The sequence below is a fragment of the Paenibacillus favisporus genome (assembly GCF_040545415.1).
Classification (GTDB): domain Bacteria; phylum Bacillota; class Bacilli; order Paenibacillales; family Paenibacillaceae; genus Paenibacillus_AQ; species Paenibacillus_AQ favisporus.
Genome location: NZ_JBEPLV010000003.1, coordinates 782,836 through 799,309, shown reverse-complemented (window position 1 = coordinate 799,309; position 16,474 = coordinate 782,836). Strand labels below are relative to the sequence as shown.

Below are 16,474 nucleotides of genomic sequence, written 5' to 3'. Positions count from 1 at the left end.
CTCGTTGTCCCAGCGGTTAATTATTATTGGATATTAGGCGCGTTCTCCACGCAAATCGGGGAGGGACGGCTCAAAGGAACTGATAAATACGTCCTTCTGCTTCTTCTTGTTGTTCTTCTTCATGACACCAAACAGCGTAATGACAGCATACATCGGCACCACGTAGTAGAAAATCAGAATCAGATAGAACAAGCCGCCAGAGCTCAAATGCATTCCGGACGCAATCGCAAGACCCGTGAGCAGCAATGTATTCATGACGTTGGCAATCAACACCTCGTGCTTCTTCCCGAAGAACAACACACCGATCAACGCAGCGGTAAACACACTCAGCAGTAAAAAGGTCATGATGAATTCCTCCTTAAAAACATTGGATGCTATATCATACGCTATGGATCAGCGATGATTCACAATTTCGACAAATTGCTTTCACAATTTAGACACAATTAGATTACCTCAAAGATAACACATTTAAACACAATTGAAAAGGCTTTCACAAAAATATTTGGAAAAAGAAGCAAAAAAGACGCCGGAACCCTTGTTCCAGCGCCTTTTTTAAAGATTTATAAATTTCATCACGCAATCCTTATTTCCTTAACGTGTCGGATCTGAATCGGACAGCTGATCGTGGATGGCCGACTGTTCCTCATGCCACCACAGCGCTTCCTCCGGCTCTTTAAGCACCTCATGAACTTCGTGCGGCTTCTCCACCGCGGGCGCAGAACCGCGAAGTGACCGGCCCGAGGTCTCGGTAAACCACATGGTCACGATGACGAAGCCGATAATTGAAACCGCGATCAAATAATACGCCGGTACCAGGGGCTCCCCGGTCAGATTGATCAGCCAAGCCATGACAAGCGGAGTGGTCCCGCCGAACAGGGATGCTGAAATATTATAAGTAATCGCCAGGGCTCCATATCGGACCTTGGTAAAAAACAAGGCCGGAAGCACGGACGGCATCGTGCCTTCAAAGCAGGTCAGCAGCACGGCGAGGCACAGCAGACCGAGAAAGACCATCCCGCCTTTACCGCTCCCGATCCACCAAAACGCCGGCAGCGAGAGCACGATCAGCCCCAGCAGACCGCCTTGGATGATGCGTTTGTTCCCGATCCGGTCACTGAAGTAACCCATGAACAGCACAATCGGGATCATGATGAACATGACAATAAGGATGAGCAGCAGCCCTTCCGTCTCTCCGTAACCGAGCACCGCGGTAAGATGAGATGGCATGTATGACAATACCATATAGTCCACGACATTGAAGGAACACACCATGACGATGCAGAGCAGGACGACTCTCCACTGAACCTTTAGCAGTTCCCGGAAAGGCACTTTCTGCCTCCCTTCATCCTGGGCTGCTTTCTCCATCGCCTCAAAGGCGGGAGTTTCTTCGAGATGATTCCGCAGGTACAGGCCGACCAAGCCGATCGGAGCCGCGATAAAAAAAGGAATCCTCCAGCCCCAAGCCAGCATCCGGTCGGGCCCGAGCAGGTAGCTAAGCAGCGTCACCAACCCGGATCCGGCAATGTATCCCACCAGGGTGCCCACTTCCAGGCCGCTCGCCAAAAATCCGCGGCGCTTGTCGGGCGTCGATTCGGCAATGAAGGTCATGGCGCCCGAATATTCTCCCCCGGTGGAGAAGCCCTGGACCAGGCGGGCCAGCAGCAGCAGCACCGAAGCGGTAATGCCGATCGATGCGTAGCTCGGGATGAGGCCGATGCACAGCGTAGACACCGCCATCATGACCAACGTGATGGTGAGCACTTTTTTCCGGCCTAGCCGGTCCCCCAGCCTCCCAAAAAACAAACCGCCGAACGGCCTGACGAGAAAGGCGATGGAAAACGTGGCAAAGGTATAAATCAGCTGGATGGAACCCGTCATCTCCGGGAAAAACACCTTGCCCATAATGACGGCCAAATAAGAGTAAATTCCGAAGTCGAACCATTCCATGGCATTTCCCAATGCGGTGGCGACGACGGCCTTCTTGGCGTTGCCGGTGTCCACGACCGTGATATCGTCCTTATGGAGCCGGGGTCCGGATTTTTTTCGGAAAGGCAGCGCCCATTTACTTTTCTCGTGATTGTTGCTGTCCATATTCGAAGACTCCTCTGCAAGCGAAAATACCTTGACCAAACTAGTATTCGCCCGAAGCCTTACACCAATTCATCGAAGAACCGGCAGCCCCCTTCGTTAACGAAGTCAGTCTTCTTGGCCTCAATACGGGCTACTCACGAGACCGGCTGCTAATGAACCGTCATTCCTTCCATTCAATATGGAATAGCTCGCGCAGCACCTGCCCAATCCGTTCCGGCTCGACGTCTTCTTTAGATTTCATCTCTCCGTTTACCTGGGTTAAAGAGTTTCCGCTCAGCGTAACGCGTCCCTGCTCCGTCTGAATCATGGCGACCCGTATTTTATTGAATTTCGATTCGTGCTCGTACTGCGTCATATCGAACACGGCTTTGAAATCTTCCAGCAGCCGCGGCTCCCTGTCCAACTGGTACAGCATCTCCCACTCACCTGGGGTTTCCTTCTCCAAAACCAATCGGCCCTGCTCTTCTGTATACGGACGCATGCGCCATTTTCCATCCCAGTCCTCAGTCCATTCGCCGTTCAGCGGAACCGGTACTCGGGGGCTTCGCCCTCCAAAACCAACATCCACGAGGTAATCTCCACCCGGAAGATGAACGACATTTACGGCATGGGTTCCGTCGATAAACCAACCTTCCTCCTGCTTGACGGTACAGGCAGCCATCGATACGCTGAATCCAAGCGCTTTGAGAAGGTTGTGAAACAACCCGTTCAATTCGTAGCATACGCCTCCGCGCCGGCCTTCAATGATCTTGTTGAAGAGAATGTCCGGATTCATCGACAAAGGGACCCCATCCATGATATCTAGGTTTTCAAAAGGAATATGCATGACGTGCCGATATTGCAGTTCACGCAGGAGCTTCAGATCGGGAATGCTGTCGATTTGATGGGTCATACCCAGTTTGCTCATGTATTTTTCCAGGTTAAACATTCTTCTCTCTCCTCATTTCGGAATGTGAAATCTTGATTAGAATTGCGCTGATTGATGTGCGATCCAAAAAATCCATTACTAATAAGGTACAGGGAGCGCTCTGCCGGGACAATGCGAATTTATCACAGCTGTACCGGTACAAATTAGATTCAGGTATAATGGTAATGAATGGAAACCTGTATTTTCCATAAAAGATGTGGCTTTGTGAAAGGCGCCAGAGCAGCATCACGTGGCATCCGCCGCATTGAACAAATTCTCGGCTTGCCTATCCGTCAACGCAATGAAGCCCAGCGAACCGCTGGACTAATGGGAGATGAACCTTCATGCGCAATTTTTTCAAATTGAATGCGATGAGCTGTATTTACGCTTTCCTCTTTTTCCTCCATGCGGAAAGTTTGGGCAATGTGTACAGGCTGGAAAGAATCACGAATTGGACTGGCATCTATCACGCATTGAACTGGGCAAATTTCGCCCTGCTGGCCGTATCACTGATTCTCTGCTATTGGCTGAGCAAGCGTCTCGTTTCCGGCCGCAAATCCGCTTATGCCGCTGCCGTTCTGTGGATCCCGTATTTCATCCTGTTGATTTGGGACTTCAGCATGCTGTTTCCGCTGACGAATCCGGGAGATGATCCCGCTCCGGTCACCGGCTTGATTTTAATGTTCGAAATGATTGTGTTTCCGTTCTATATTGCCTTTAACACGCTCTTGTCAGCAGCGGTTCCTGCTATCAGGAAAGGCTTAAAATCGTAGGTTTCGGGACAGCCCGTTCCACGGTCAACCGGTGGTGTTCCCGCCTGTTTTGGATACGGATGCGCGATAACGGTCCAGAGCTTGCTGTTCTATGTCGATGGCACGCTGGATATCCATCAGCCGGATTTTTTTCACGTATTCATCAAAAGAAGATACCGGCTCCATGCCCATAATGATTTTCAGCGACATTTCGGTCACGGCCTTGTTGACTTCCTGCATGATCACCGCCAGCTCGGTGCTCTCCTTCTCCGTGGTCGGAAGCGCAGGCAGCGTATGAAGCGCCGCATCCGTTTCGGACCACACCCGGACCGCCTCCTTCTGCTCCGGAAGGGAATAATACTGTTCCATGTAACGGATATCCTGAACGAAAGGCCCGAAATAACTTGCCCTGGTGTACATCGCCAGCGCCTGTGATGGCGCCAGCTTATCCGGGTTGTGCAAAATGACGTCCGTATACGCCGGATACCCGTCCTTCATCTCGTAGCTGACCCCTTCGATGCCGAAATTAAAGAGCAGATGTCCTTCCGGTCCGTACCCGTAGTCCAGCATCTTGACCGCTTCTTCGACATGCTTGCTCTTCGCGGAAATCGCCACCCCGCTGGATCCGACAGCCGGGGCCAGCTGCCCGAATTCGGGCCGGTCTCCGCGTTGAAGCACCGGATAGGGCGCCGGAACGAGCTCCACCGACGAATCCTGCGCTTTCATAACAGGCAGCCACGTGCCGATGCCGGCGCCCGCATTCCAAATGCCTGCACCGCTTCGGCTCAGGATCATGCTCGTGTCCTGTGTTTCGGAGTCCACGGCAGCAAAGTTCGGGTCGATCAGCCCTTCCGCGTACCACTGCCGGAACAGTGACAGAAATTGTTTATACCCCGGCTCAACCGGGCCGAACTTGACTTTTCCCTCCTCTTGGTAAAAGCCTTTCTTAATTCCGAATGCGCCGATAAACCCTCCGCCCTCGATGCCAAACAGTGGGTTCGGTACGCCAAGGAAGGTAAGCGGCGCTTCCGCGCCTTTCTTTTCCTTGAATGCCTTGAGCACCGTATGCCAATCGTCGATCGTCACAGGTACGTCCAGGCCCAGCTCATCCAGCCAATCCTTGCGGATAATCGGTCCCTGGTAAGTCCGCAGCTTGTCGTCTCCCTGGATAAACGGGAATGCGTAATAGCTGCCTCCGGCTGTACGGATTTGCATATCGATATCGGGATGCGCTTTCAGGTACCGCTTCAAGTTCGGGGCGTACTGATCGATCGCTTCATTCAGGCGTAAAATATAGCCGTCGTTGATCGCCTTCTCCGGTCCCCCCGGATAGTTGATCCATTCGTACTCCATCATATCCGGCAGATCGCCGGATGCCAGCAGCACGCTGATCGCTTCCTTCGCCTGGTTGGCCGGAGGCTGGATGAACGTCAGCTGGACGCCGGTTCTCCGCTGCCATTCCTGAAAGAACGGCACCTGGTTAAAGGTGGACTTGATCCCCGCCGCGTTGCCGTTCAGTTCAGCCCAATAGGTCAGCTTGGCATCCGAGGCGGACGAACCTTTGCCTCCTCCCGTCATCAGGGTTGTTTCAGCAGTCGGCAACGAACTTGCCGTCTTCGTCGTCCGCTCACGATCGCAAGCCGGCAATACCGTTATGAGCAGAACCATGCAAACCAGCCATCCCCACACCGCCGCTCTCCCGTTTCCTTTCCGTTTCATAGGTACCTCCCGAAAATAAACATCAAATAATTTCTCTGTATTTGCCCGGCGTGATCCCTTCATACTTTTTGAACACCCGGATGAAGGTCGCGGGGTCGTTGTATCCGATCTGCCTGGATATCTCGCTGACCGACTCGGGCTTGGTCCGCATCAGCCGTTTCGCCTGCTCGATCCGGTATTTATGAATGCTGTCCAGTATGCCTTCGCCCGTCTGGGTCTTATACAGCTTCGACAGATAGCTCCCCTTCAGCTGAAAATGCACGCCGATCGCGTTGACGTTCAAGTTCATGTCCATGTAATTCGCTTGGATATACTGGTGGACTTCCTCAATAAGGTTCCGCAAGGAATCCTCCCGCTCCCTGGATACGTGGGATGAACGTTTAGCTGATGCGTAGGCACACACTTCCTGAAGGAGGGACTGCAGCTTCTCCTGCATTTCCCGAAGCGTGCCGCATTCCATAATATCGTCGATCCAGCGCGGGTTGTCGGCAAGTGTGATCCCGCCGCTCCCTTCGCCAAGCTCGTTGATCGCCTTGATCATCGTCCCGACGAGATTGAACATCAGGCATCTTGCCAGTGTGAGCGGCATGACAGGCTTGTCCAGATTTTTCTCAATGATCTCGTTCATACACGATGCGGCTTCATCCAGGTCCCCCGCCTTGATCACATTAATTAGCTGCTGCTCGATTTGAAGCGGATAATAATAGCCGTAACCGATGTCTGCGGTGCTGTCGGCACGGATGTCCTCGTATGCGATGATCCCTTTTTTGCCGAGGACCATTTTGTATTCCATCGCGTCGACCGCCTCCCGGTACGCCTCGGAGATGCCGATCCAGGAAGCATGACGTCCGCTCAGTGAGATGGTCAGTTCCATGTCATACCGCTCCAGAAACCGCTGCGCCTCGGCGGCGATCTCATGAAGATCATGCTCCCATCCGGAAGTATCCGCTTTCAAATTGACAAGGCAGGCCATCATGTCATCCGTTTCGACCACATACCCGGCATGTCCCTGCTTTTCCGCCAGCTCTTCCACGACATTGGATATGATCAGATGGATCAGCTTACTCCGTTCATTCATGTCGATGCCCGGCAAAAATTCGTACAGCTTGTCTTCGTTCTCGATCACGAACAGAATGACGGCAAATTCCGTGGATACCTGCTTCATCTGAAATGAACGAAACGCCTCCTCATACGGTACCAGTGTATCCGGTTTGCCTTTCAGCAGCCGGTTGATCATATTGGACCGCAGCACCTGCTGGTGCTTCTGCAGCTGCATGGAAATCTCGTCATTTTCAGTGCGGGTGCGGGTGACGACTTTCTGGATGAACCGGAACTCGTTCGCATCGGCATAACTACGGTCGGTGTTTTCATCCTTGAGGGACTCGACCAGCTGCTGTACAGGCGAATAGTTGCGGCGCATAAAAAACCAGGTCAGAACGCCGGCACCCGCCAGGCTTACGAGTATGCTGACATACGTAAAATTACGTACGTATTCCGCCTTTTCCCAATAGATTCCGCTCGGGATGATCAGGGCGTACTTCAGGTCCGAGACAGAGGAATTGATTGAGAACAGTTCCGACGATCCAGCCTGCGCGGAATCCGTTTGAATCCGCTTACCATTCAGAAATGGCGCCAGCTCCTCCGAGTCCGGATGGTTGGACATCAGAATCTCGTTGTTATGGTTTAAAATGAGCAGCGTCGCTCCGCTGAAACCCGATATCCCCTCCACCGCTTCCTGGAACCGGCGGGTATCGGACATGACCACTACGCTGCCTGTGCTCCGCCCGTTCATGTCTTTCGGCAGCTGCGTAATATAGGCGATTGCCGTATGTTCATCAGCCGCATTGGCATGGGGAAGCACGATAAAGGAATTGCTCGTACCATTCAATACTTCGCTCTTCCATTCGTCGAATGTGAGCGCACCGGTTTGGTGAATTGTATAGAAAGCGGATTTCAAGTCGCGGATATTGCCGGACCTGTACACCGAGCCGTCCCGTCTGGAAACAACGTAAAACTCGTCAATGGAAGCATACGACGTTTTAAACAGCCTGAATTCATTCACCAGCTGGTATGCCGTGTACGGCACTTCCTGAGCCGCCATGCTGGAATACATCAGATGCTGCAAATTCGGGCTCCATGTCATTTCCATATTCAACCGCTTCATCAGGTCGATCTGATTATCGATTGTGTATCTCATCTGCTTCAGGAGCGAATCGTTGGCCCGGTGGATTTCGCTCTTCAGCGCATGGCTGGCCTGGGCATAGATCACCAGGCTGATGACGATCGGAACAAACAGCACCGCGCTGTATGATACGAGCCAGGTGACAATGATGCTCTCCCGTTTCCGCCATAGGTTTTGAATGTTCAGCAAAAGACCATCACCCATACTTCAATAGTTTGTCTCGATTGATTAGACACCCATTATATCGAATATCGCCTGGGATGCGTATAGATAAAAAGTGCAATCCGGTTGATAAAAAGCGTAATATCCCCTTGCTGGATACGGAATTAACGCGAAAAAGCCTCGGGAGACCTCACGGTCTACCCAGGCTCACGCGGATAAATAGACAGGCAGTCATGCATCCGGCATCAACTCGCTATACTTTTTAAAAGATCCGGTGCTTCCATCCGTTCAGTTTGGCGGCCGCCTCAATAAAAAAGTAGTCGCCGTAAATGAGAGACACATCCACGTTTTGTGATACCGGCTTATGGCCGGTTCCGTGCAGCAGGACGGCCTCATGATCTTGATCATTCCATGTTCCGTACGCCGTGTACAGGGAATGCAGAATCCGCTGCGCGGCATCAAGATATCCTCTTCCCCGGATATCGCCAAGCACTTCCGCGAGCTCCAGCAGTCCGGATGCCGCGATGGCGCCGGCCGAGCTGTCTCGCACGATGCCGCCCTCGGCCTCCACTGCTTCCGCACGAAAATCCCAGTACGGCACGCCATCCTCGGGCAGATGCGCAATAAAAAAGTTCGCCACCCGCTGGGCTGCCGCAAGGTAATCCAGACGGTCCGTATAACGATACGCATTCGTTAGACCGTATAGTGCCCAGGCCGCCCCCCGGCTCCAGGCCGAATCCGTCGCAAAGCCCTGTCCGCCGATCGCTTCGGCGGCTTCGCCGGTTTCGGCATCGAACCGGATGATATGATGCACGGACCCGTCCGGGCGGACGAAATGGCGGACGACTGTATCCGCATGCAGCCCAGCTATATGTGCATACCGCGGGTCGCCGCTCTGTTCCGACGCCCAGAACAACAGCGACAGATTCATCATCGTATCGATGATCGACCAGCCGGTCTTGTCGCCGTTCCAGGCGCGGATGAACCGGCCGGCAGGGTTGAAGCGCCCTGCCAGGAAGCCGGCGGCAAGAAGCGCGCGTCTTGCCGCGTCTTCGTCTCCGGTCAGCTTATGCTTGATGACTGCGGTCGGCAAAAACTGAAAACCGACATCATGATCATAATGATTCTGAGCGAGCCACAGTTCCGACAACCGTTCATCCCAGTTCCAGGCAGCCTCCCGGTATTTATCCTCACCGGTCATGTCGTACATCAGCCACAGCAAGCCCGGCCAAAAGCCCGAAGTCCACCAATCGATCCGCATATCATCGTATTTCCCGTCTTGGCCTGCGGCATGCGGCGATTTGTCTCCGATTCGTTCCAGCATTTGTCCCGCCTTGAGGACGATCTGCCGCCACATCTCCTGCTTAACTGTTTCAAAGTCCTTCATGCGAAGACCTCCTTTTTTGACCTAATTTGATTCGCAGCTACGTGCATCAGCCCTTCAGCGAGCCGACCATGACTCCTTTCACGAAAAACCGCTGCAGGAACGGATAGACGCACAGAATAGGCACGGTCGCCACCATAATCGTTGCGTATTTGATCGTTTCCCCGATTTGGAACCGGTCTCCCGCCGAAGCGCCCGATGACATGCTGTCGGTCGAGTTGGAGATCAGAATTTCACGCAGCACCAGCTGCAGGGGAAACAGGTTTCTGTCTTTGATAAACACCGACGCGTAGAACCATCCGTTCCACTTGTCCACCGCATAATAGAGAATCATGACGGCGATGACCGGCATGGACAACGGGATGATAATCCGGAACAAAATGGTGAAATGATTCGCTCCGTCGATTTTGGCCGATTCCTCCAGGCTGTCCGGAATGCCCATGAAGGCCGTCCGCATAATGATCAGGTTAAACGTGCTGACAGCGAACGGAACGATCGTGGACCACAGCGTGTCCAGCAGACCCACGCCTTTGACGACGAGATACAGCGGGATCAGACCGCCGCTGAAGAACATGGTGAACACGATGATGAACATGAACACCTTGTTCCACATCACGTTTTTGCGCGACAGGACATAAGCGCCCATCGAGGTGAGCAGCAAATTAACCGCTACCCCGAATATCAGAATGAACAGTGTATTGCGAAAACCGATTCCGATCCCCGGGTTGTCCAGCACGCTCTTATAAGCATCGAGGCTGAAGCCGAGCGGGCGCCACAGAAAGCCCTTGTGGCCGAGCAGCCGGGCTGAATCGCTGAAGGATGCGAACAATACATACACCAGTGGATACAAGGTCACGACGACCAGAAAAATCATCAGGGCATAGTTGATGACATTGAATATGCGGTCACCCCAACCGCTCTCTGTTTTCAAGCTTACCACCTCACCATAGGCTGTTTTGACTCACCCTCCGGCTGATGGCGTTGGCCGTTATCAGGAGGACGAGATTGATGACCGAGTTGAACAAACCGACGGCGGAGCTGTAGCTCCAGCCGAACTCCAGCAGGCCTTTGCGGTATACGAAGGAGGAGATGACGTCTGCTGTTTCGTATGTAACCGGGTTATATATAAGAATGATCTTTTCAAACCCGACGTTGAGCAGGTTCCCCATCCGGAGAATGAACATGATCATAATGGTCGGCAGCAGTCCGGGCAGTGTAATGTACAGCATCTGCTTCAGACGGCTGGCCCCGTCGATCCGGGCCGCTTCGTACTGCTCCAGATCGATGCTCATGAGCGCAGCGATATAAATGATCGATTCCCAGCCGATCCGCTGCCAGATTTCGGACAGCACGTAGATGGGCCGGAACAGATCGGGCTTTTGCAGCATGGCCTGGCCATCATAGCCCAGGAACATGAATAGGCGGTTGATGAGCCCGTCCGCGTTCGTAAAATCGGTGATGATGCCGCAAATGACGACGAGCGAAATAAAATACGGCATGTACGTGATCGTCTGGACGACGCGTTTGAATTTCTTCTTGCGTACTTCATTGATCAAAAGAGCCAGTATGATCGGCGCCGGGAACTCAAAAACCAGCGTATAGAGGCTGATCAAGATCGTATTTTTTAAAATTCTCCAAAAATAGTAGCTGCCGAAAAAGTCATGAAAATGCTTCAATCCGACCCAGTCGCTGCCCAGAATGCCCTTCATGGGCGAATAATCTTTGAACGCGATCAGCGCCCCGTACATGGGTGCATAATGAAAGACCAAATAATAGGCGATCACCGGCAGCATCATGATGTATAAATACTTGTTGAGCACAAAATCACGAACGAGCCGGCTTCGAAACGATTGCCGATTTGCCATGCCTGAAGTTCACCTCGATTATATTAGGGGGAGAGCAGCCCCTCCCCTTCCTTTGTGCTTACCGGCTGTTGTAACGCTGCAGCGCCGCCGTTTGAATTTCGATCGCCCGGTCCAGTCCCAGCGACTTCATCTTGGCGACATAACTGTCATATTGATCGACCGGCTCGGAGCCGAGAATGATCTTGATCGTCATTTCATCCACCAGCGTGTTGATATCGTTCATGATGGTGGCATACTCGGAGCTTTCATCCGGCGTCGGCGTAATGGATGGCAGGTTATACTTCGCCGCATCGGTGTTTTTCCAAACCTCCACCGCATCGCGCTGCGTCTGGAGCGCAAAGAACTGCTCCGCGTAGCGCTTATCCTGCACGAACGGCCCGTTATAGCTGCTGCGCGCATACAGGGAGATCGCTTGGGCGGGTGCGAGCTTGTCCGGATTTTTCATCAAGAGATCGGTGAATTTCGGATAGCCGTTCTCCATGTTGTAGCTGACGCCTTCCTCACCGAAGTTGAAGAACATATGTCCTTCCTCGCTGTACCCGTAATCCAGCATGCGCACCGCGAGCGCGGGATCCTTGGCTGCGGTCGTGACCGCTACCGTTCCTTCGGACGCGTAGGCCTGGTTCAGCTGTCCGAATTTGGGCTTGTCCCCTTTGTTCAGCACCGGATAAGGTGCCGCAACAAGCACGGCTTTCGGATCGTTTGCCTCAACGAGCGGCTGCCATTTGCCGATGCCTCCTCCGGCGTTGCCGATCGTGGCCCCGGTAGCGCCGGATGCCATGTTGCCGTCAACTGCCTTCGTGTCGGCCGTCGCGATGTTTTTATCGATCAAGCCTTCCTTATACCAGTCATGGAACAGTTTCAAATACTCTTTAAAACCAGGCTCGGCGGGGCCGAATTTGACCTTCCCGTCTTCCTGATAGAACCCGCGGTTCACACCGAAGGCACCAATAAATGCGCCGTTGCCGGATTCATTGAAAAAGCGCGGCTTGCTCACTACCGAAAACGGAGCTGCCGCTCCTTTTTTCTCCTTGAAGGCTCTCAGCGTCGCCGTCCATTCATCAATTGTCTCTGGAACCGGCAGACCAAGCTCGTCCAGCCAGTCCTTCCGGATAATTGGCCCCTGGAATACGCGCAGGTATTCGTCGCCCCGGATGAACGGGAACGCGTAATAGCTGCCGCTGTCCGTTTTGACCATCTTGTCGATGTCGGGATGCTCCTGAAGGTACTTTTTCAGGTTTGGAGCATACTTGTCGATCAGATCGTTCAGCTTCAAGATGTAACCGTCCTTGATCGCCTTTTCCGGTCCGCCGGGAAAATCGCCGATAAAGTTGTATTCGATCATATCCGGCAAATCCCCCGAGGCCAGCATGACGTTGAAGGCTTCCTTAACTTGGCCGGTCGGCGGCGCAGTGAACTCGAGCGGTACTCCGGTTTTTTCCTGCCATTTCTGAAAGAAAGGAATTTCGTCATGCGTCACCTTGATTCCGACCAGGTTGCCGTTGATCTCGCCCCAGTAGGACAGCTTCTCATCGGTTTTTAATGGGTAGGTCGCTGATTCAGCCGCACCTCCCGGACTTGCCCCCTTTGCCGCATCTTCGCCGCTCTTGCCGCCGGATGAACAGCCCGCCAGCACACTGCCCAGCATTGCGATGATCAGACCCGCAGCTGCGATTTTTTTCATGCCTACAACCTCCATTTGATATGTGGTGAATCTTGCCCTTTCAGACTATCGAAGCAGCGTTCCACCGGATATGAGCAGAAAATACAAAACGATGTTCTTTTTACTTGCGGCTGATGACGATTTCTCCAATCGAATGAACTAAAACGGTAAACATCATCGAAAAACTACCGTTTTGATGTTGTTATCCGAAAAATTGCAGGAAGGGCTGCATAGGTTGATATAGAGGCTAGAACGCGCTTTTTGGATATCGTTCCCACATTCTTTTATAATGAAAGGGCAATCTATCATTTTTTCGAGAGGAGTCCATGGTCTATGCATGCAAGCGAAACTCCGAAAAATGCGTTGTTTACAAGCGACTTTACCCGCAACCCTTACCCCGTGTACGAGAAACTGCGTCAAAGCGATCCCGTTGTGAAAGTCATGCTTCCGAACGGGCAAACCGGCTGGCTCATCAGCACTTACGAGGATGCGGCAGCCGTGCTGAAAGATCCGAGGTTCATCAAGGACATGACCAAATTCAGCGGGCAGGAGCATCCAAGCGTGTTCTCCAAAAACATGCTGTTCTCCGACCCGCCGGATCACAAACGTCTTCGCGGTCTGGTGCAAAAGGGCTTCACACCCCAGCGGATCGAGAGCATGCGGGATCATATCCAGGAGATTGCGGACAGGCTTCTGGATGCGGTATCCGGCAAGGATCATCTGAACCTCATTGACGATTACGCCTTTCCGCTCCCGATTATCGTCATCAGCGAAATTTTGGGCGTGCCCACGGAGGATCAGGACAAGTTTCGGGTGTGGTCAAACTCTATTATTGAAGCCTCGAATCAGAAAATGGGCGAGGATGTCACCCGTCACATGAACGAATTTATCGCATATTTAAAAGAATGGTTCGCGAAGGTCCGCGAGCAGCCAGGTGACGACATGATCAGCGAGCTGGTGATCGCGGAAAACCAAGGGGACCGGTTAACGGAGGAAGAGCTGTACGGGGTGGTCACGCTGATGATCATCGCCGGCCATGAGACGACGGTCAATTTGATCGGCAACGGCGTGCTGGCCCTGATCGAATATCCGGAGCAGCGCAAGCTCCTTCAGGACCGGCCGGAACTCATCCAGGGAGCCGTCGAGGAGATGCTCCGGTACAACGGCCCTGTGGAATTTAGCACCTCCCGCTGGGCGTCCGAGGATTTGGAATTCAGGGGCCAGCCATTCCAGCGGGGCGACCTCGTGATCGTCGCGCTCGATGCAGCCAACCGGGATCCGGCCCAGTTTGAGGACCCGGACCTGTTTGACATTACCCGCGGCAAGAGCCCGCATCTGGCGTTCGGGAAAGGGATACACCTGTGCCTTGGCGCCCCGCTCGCCCGCTTGGAGGGAGAGATTGCGGTCAACACGCTGCTGCGGCGTTTTCCCGACTTTGCACTTGAAGGAGAGATCGGGGATCTGGAATGGAGACCCGGCATGATCGTGCGCGGGGTGAAAGAAATCCCGCTTCGTCTAAGCTAAAATTAGTCAATTGTTCCCTGTTGGTCCATCCGGGCTCGAAGGTATGCTTTTTAAATAGTCCCCAAGATCAAGGAGGAGATCACTCATGAGAACAATCGGCATTATCGGAAGCGGAACGGCCGGGCTGCAGCTGGCCTATGCGCTGAAGGACGATTTTGACGTCACAGTGCTTCATCATGAAGAGCCTGATGAGGTCCGCAGCGGCAGAGTCCGTTCGACCCAGGTTCATTTCCAGCCGACACTTGCGCGCGAGCGGCGTGTGCAAATGCCCGCGAACAGCGATGCGCCGCAGATCCGGACCATTCACTTTCAGCTCGGAGGACAAAAGCTGTTTACCGGGCAGTTGACGGGCATCGCCACTTCCACCGATCAGCGCATCCGGTTTGCGGACGCCATGGAGGATTTGGCCAAGGATGGCGTTCGGTTCCGGCATGGACGCATTGCGGCTGGTGATCTGGATGCACTTGCCGCTTCATTCGACCTGATCATCGATGCAGCCGGCAAATCGGGACCGGTCGCCTCTTTTCCCGTCGATGAGAGCCTGACGCCCTTCCGGACGCCGCAGCGGAAATGCATCGTCGGTTATTTTTCCGGTATACGTCCGGTCGAGCCCGAAGGCATTTCCATTACGGTGATGCCCGGCACCGGTGAAATGTTCGAGATTCCTGCCGTTACATCAAACGGACGGGCCACCATACTGTTTATTGAAGCGGTTCCGGGCGGAGCACTGGATGCTTTTGTCGGCGTGAAGGGACCGGATGCTTTTGCCGAGCGGATGCTTGGTGTGGTGGAGGAACACCTCCCGGAGATAGCCGGGCGGATCGATTCGGCCAAATTCGCGCTGATTGACGACAACGCATATCTGCTCACGGCTGTCACCCCTGCGGTTCACCGCCCGTATGTCATGCATAATGGCACGCTCATTCTTGGATGCGGAGACAGCGTATTCCTTGCCGACCCGATCACCGGGCAGGGCTGCAATACGGCTTCGTACGCTGCCGAGCAGCTGTACGAGACGCTGCTGGCCCATGCGGATGCTGATTGGGACGAGTCTGTCGGCAGCGAATATTGGAACCGGACGCAGCCTTATATCAAGGCCGTAACCGAATGGACTAACGCCATGACTCAGCCGTTGCCGGGACATATTGCCGAGCTTCTGATGCAAGCGGCAGCAGACCAGAATACGGCGGACCGCATAGCCCATTGGTTTGAAGATCCGACGCAAGCGTACCGCAGCTTCTTTGAACAACACAACAGCCAGCCTTTTCCCCGCTAGGGGAAGGCTGGCTGTTTGTTTTTATCATTTTCGTTCCAGTGGACGATAAAAATGACGGCAACGCGCCTCGGACATTCCGGGCAGGTTGTTAAAATTACGATTAGGCCAAGTCACCGGGATAAGGCCGAATCAGAACCGGCATATTCCCGTTTCATATATACGCCTTTTTTGTACACCGACTTGATGACGAAATATCCTTGCAGTTTCTTGTTCGTCCGGTAAATCAGTGAATTGACCTCGTCAATGCCAACCAGCTCAGTATCATCGATACAGCGCTCGGGCCATACAAATCTCATAATTTCGTCCCGGGTCACAAAATGGTCCAGCCGGCTGTGCATCAGCTTAAACAGCTGGTATTCCTTCTTAGATAGCGGGACCGTCTCCTCATCAATCTGAACGCTCTGCATATCGTCATTCAAGCGCACATCGTCTTCAGGCCACCCCGAAAAAACATACTCCCTCGTTTCCTCCAGGTCCATGACCGTCTCCAGCTCCAAAGCAACCAGTCCGTTCACCATTGTTAGTCGGTCACCCGGAGACACCGCAGCGGGTTCATGGGGGTTCAAGCGCTGGCCGTTCAGCTCGGTCCCGTTCTTACTGCCTAAATCCTCGACTTGAAGCCCCTCTTCGGTCCACGCGATCCGGCAATGCTGTTTAGATACCAGAAGGTTGTATATCTCGAGCATCCCCTGTTCCGAGCCGGTATGTCTACCCACCGTCACGGTTTCTCCTTCTTCCAAGTAAATAAACGATCCATGGCCTTTCTGGCCGGCGGTATCAATCATGATTTTGATTTTGTCCGGCATATCTACCTCTCACTTTCCTTTGTCTCTTTCTCCCGTCAATGATAAATTCGTCAGATTTGTTCCATTGTTTGCCTACCCGGCTGATTTTATAGTTAGCCTATACCCGTTTCCATGTTTACTTGTGAATTATATTTCAAAAGCGA

At 53.2% G+C, this 16,474-nt stretch carries 13 protein-coding genes; 3 read left to right on the top strand and 10 right to left on the bottom strand.

The annotated features are described in order from the left end of the window. Positions 1-33 precede the first annotated feature (33 nt). The 3 genes from ABID47_RS16760 to ABID47_RS16750 form a co-directional block, all read right to left on the bottom strand. Positions 34-345 (bottom strand): hypothetical protein, encoded by a 312-nt coding sequence (locus tag ABID47_RS16760; RefSeq protein ID WP_076166622.1) that lies wholly within the window; start codon positions 343-345, stop codon positions 34-36. Between the two features lie 246 nt (positions 346-591). Then, complete coding sequence (proP, locus tag ABID47_RS16755; protein ID WP_354498333.1) at positions 592-2,091, bottom strand: glycine betaine/L-proline transporter ProP; 1,500 nt, start codon at positions 2,089-2,091, stop codon at positions 592-594. Positions 2,092-2,251: 160 nt separating this feature from the next. After that, entirely contained in the window at positions 2,252-3,019 is a 768-nt protein-coding gene (locus ABID47_RS16750; RefSeq protein WP_354498331.1) for an arylamine N-acetyltransferase family protein, read from the bottom strand. A gap of 323 nt (positions 3,020-3,342) precedes the next feature. On the opposite strand from ABID47_RS16750, the gene ABID47_RS16745 reads away from it, so the two are divergent. Next, positions 3,343-3,771 (top strand): hypothetical protein, encoded by a 429-nt coding sequence (locus ABID47_RS16745; RefSeq protein WP_354498329.1) that lies wholly within the window; start codon positions 3,343-3,345, stop codon positions 3,769-3,771. Positions 3,772-3,795: 24 nt separating this feature from the next. Here ABID47_RS16745 and ABID47_RS16740 read toward each other — a convergent pair whose 3' ends face one another. From ABID47_RS16740 to ABID47_RS16715, 6 genes are all read right to left on the bottom strand, one after another. Continuing rightward, entirely contained in the window at positions 3,796-5,469 is a 1,674-nt protein-coding gene (locus tag ABID47_RS16740; RefSeq protein WP_354498327.1) for an extracellular solute-binding protein, read from the bottom strand. 22 nt (positions 5,470-5,491) lie between these two features. Beyond that, complete coding sequence (locus ABID47_RS16735) at positions 5,492-7,840, bottom strand: helix-turn-helix domain-containing protein (protein WP_354498325.1); 2,349 nt, start codon at positions 7,838-7,840, stop codon at positions 5,492-5,494. A gap of 235 nt (positions 7,841-8,075) precedes the next feature. After that, positions 8,076-9,200, bottom strand: coding sequence for a glycoside hydrolase family 88 protein (locus ABID47_RS16730; RefSeq protein WP_354498323.1), 1,125 nt, complete (start codon positions 9,198-9,200; stop codon positions 8,076-8,078). Between the two features lie 46 nt (positions 9,201-9,246). Continuing rightward, positions 9,247-10,071 (bottom strand): carbohydrate ABC transporter permease, encoded by an 825-nt coding sequence (locus tag ABID47_RS16725; RefSeq protein ID WP_435530641.1) that lies wholly within the window; start codon positions 10,069-10,071, stop codon positions 9,247-9,249. Positions 10,072-10,138: 67 nt separating this feature from the next. Beyond that, positions 10,139-11,062 (bottom strand): ABC transporter permease, encoded by a 924-nt coding sequence (locus ABID47_RS16720; protein WP_354498319.1) that lies wholly within the window; start codon positions 11,060-11,062, stop codon positions 10,139-10,141. A 58-nt stretch (positions 11,063-11,120) separates the two neighbouring features. Next, the gene (locus ABID47_RS16715; RefSeq protein ID WP_354498316.1) at positions 11,121-12,746 is read right to left on the bottom strand and encodes a type 2 periplasmic-binding domain-containing protein; all 1,626 of its coding nucleotides are present in this window, start codon (positions 12,744-12,746) and stop codon (positions 11,121-11,123) included. A 312-nt stretch (positions 12,747-13,058) separates the two neighbouring features. On the opposite strand from ABID47_RS16715, the gene ABID47_RS16710 reads away from it, so the two are divergent. Together ABID47_RS16710 and ABID47_RS16705 are read left to right on the top strand one after the other, a co-directional pair. Next, entirely contained in the window at positions 13,059-14,249 is a 1,191-nt protein-coding gene (locus tag ABID47_RS16710; RefSeq protein ID WP_354498314.1) for a cytochrome P450 family protein, read from the top strand. An 85-nt stretch (positions 14,250-14,334) separates the two neighbouring features. Next, a complete protein-coding gene (locus tag ABID47_RS16705; RefSeq protein ID WP_354498312.1) occupies positions 14,335-15,525 on the top strand; it encodes a styrene monooxygenase/indole monooxygenase family protein in 1,191 nt (396 codons plus the stop codon). A 110-nt stretch (positions 15,526-15,635) separates the two neighbouring features. Here ABID47_RS16705 and ABID47_RS16700 read toward each other — a convergent pair whose 3' ends face one another. Continuing rightward, a complete protein-coding gene (locus ABID47_RS16700) occupies positions 15,636-16,331 on the bottom strand; it encodes an FHA domain-containing protein (protein ID WP_354498310.1) in 696 nt (231 codons plus the stop codon). Positions 16,332-16,474 lie beyond the last annotated feature (143 nt).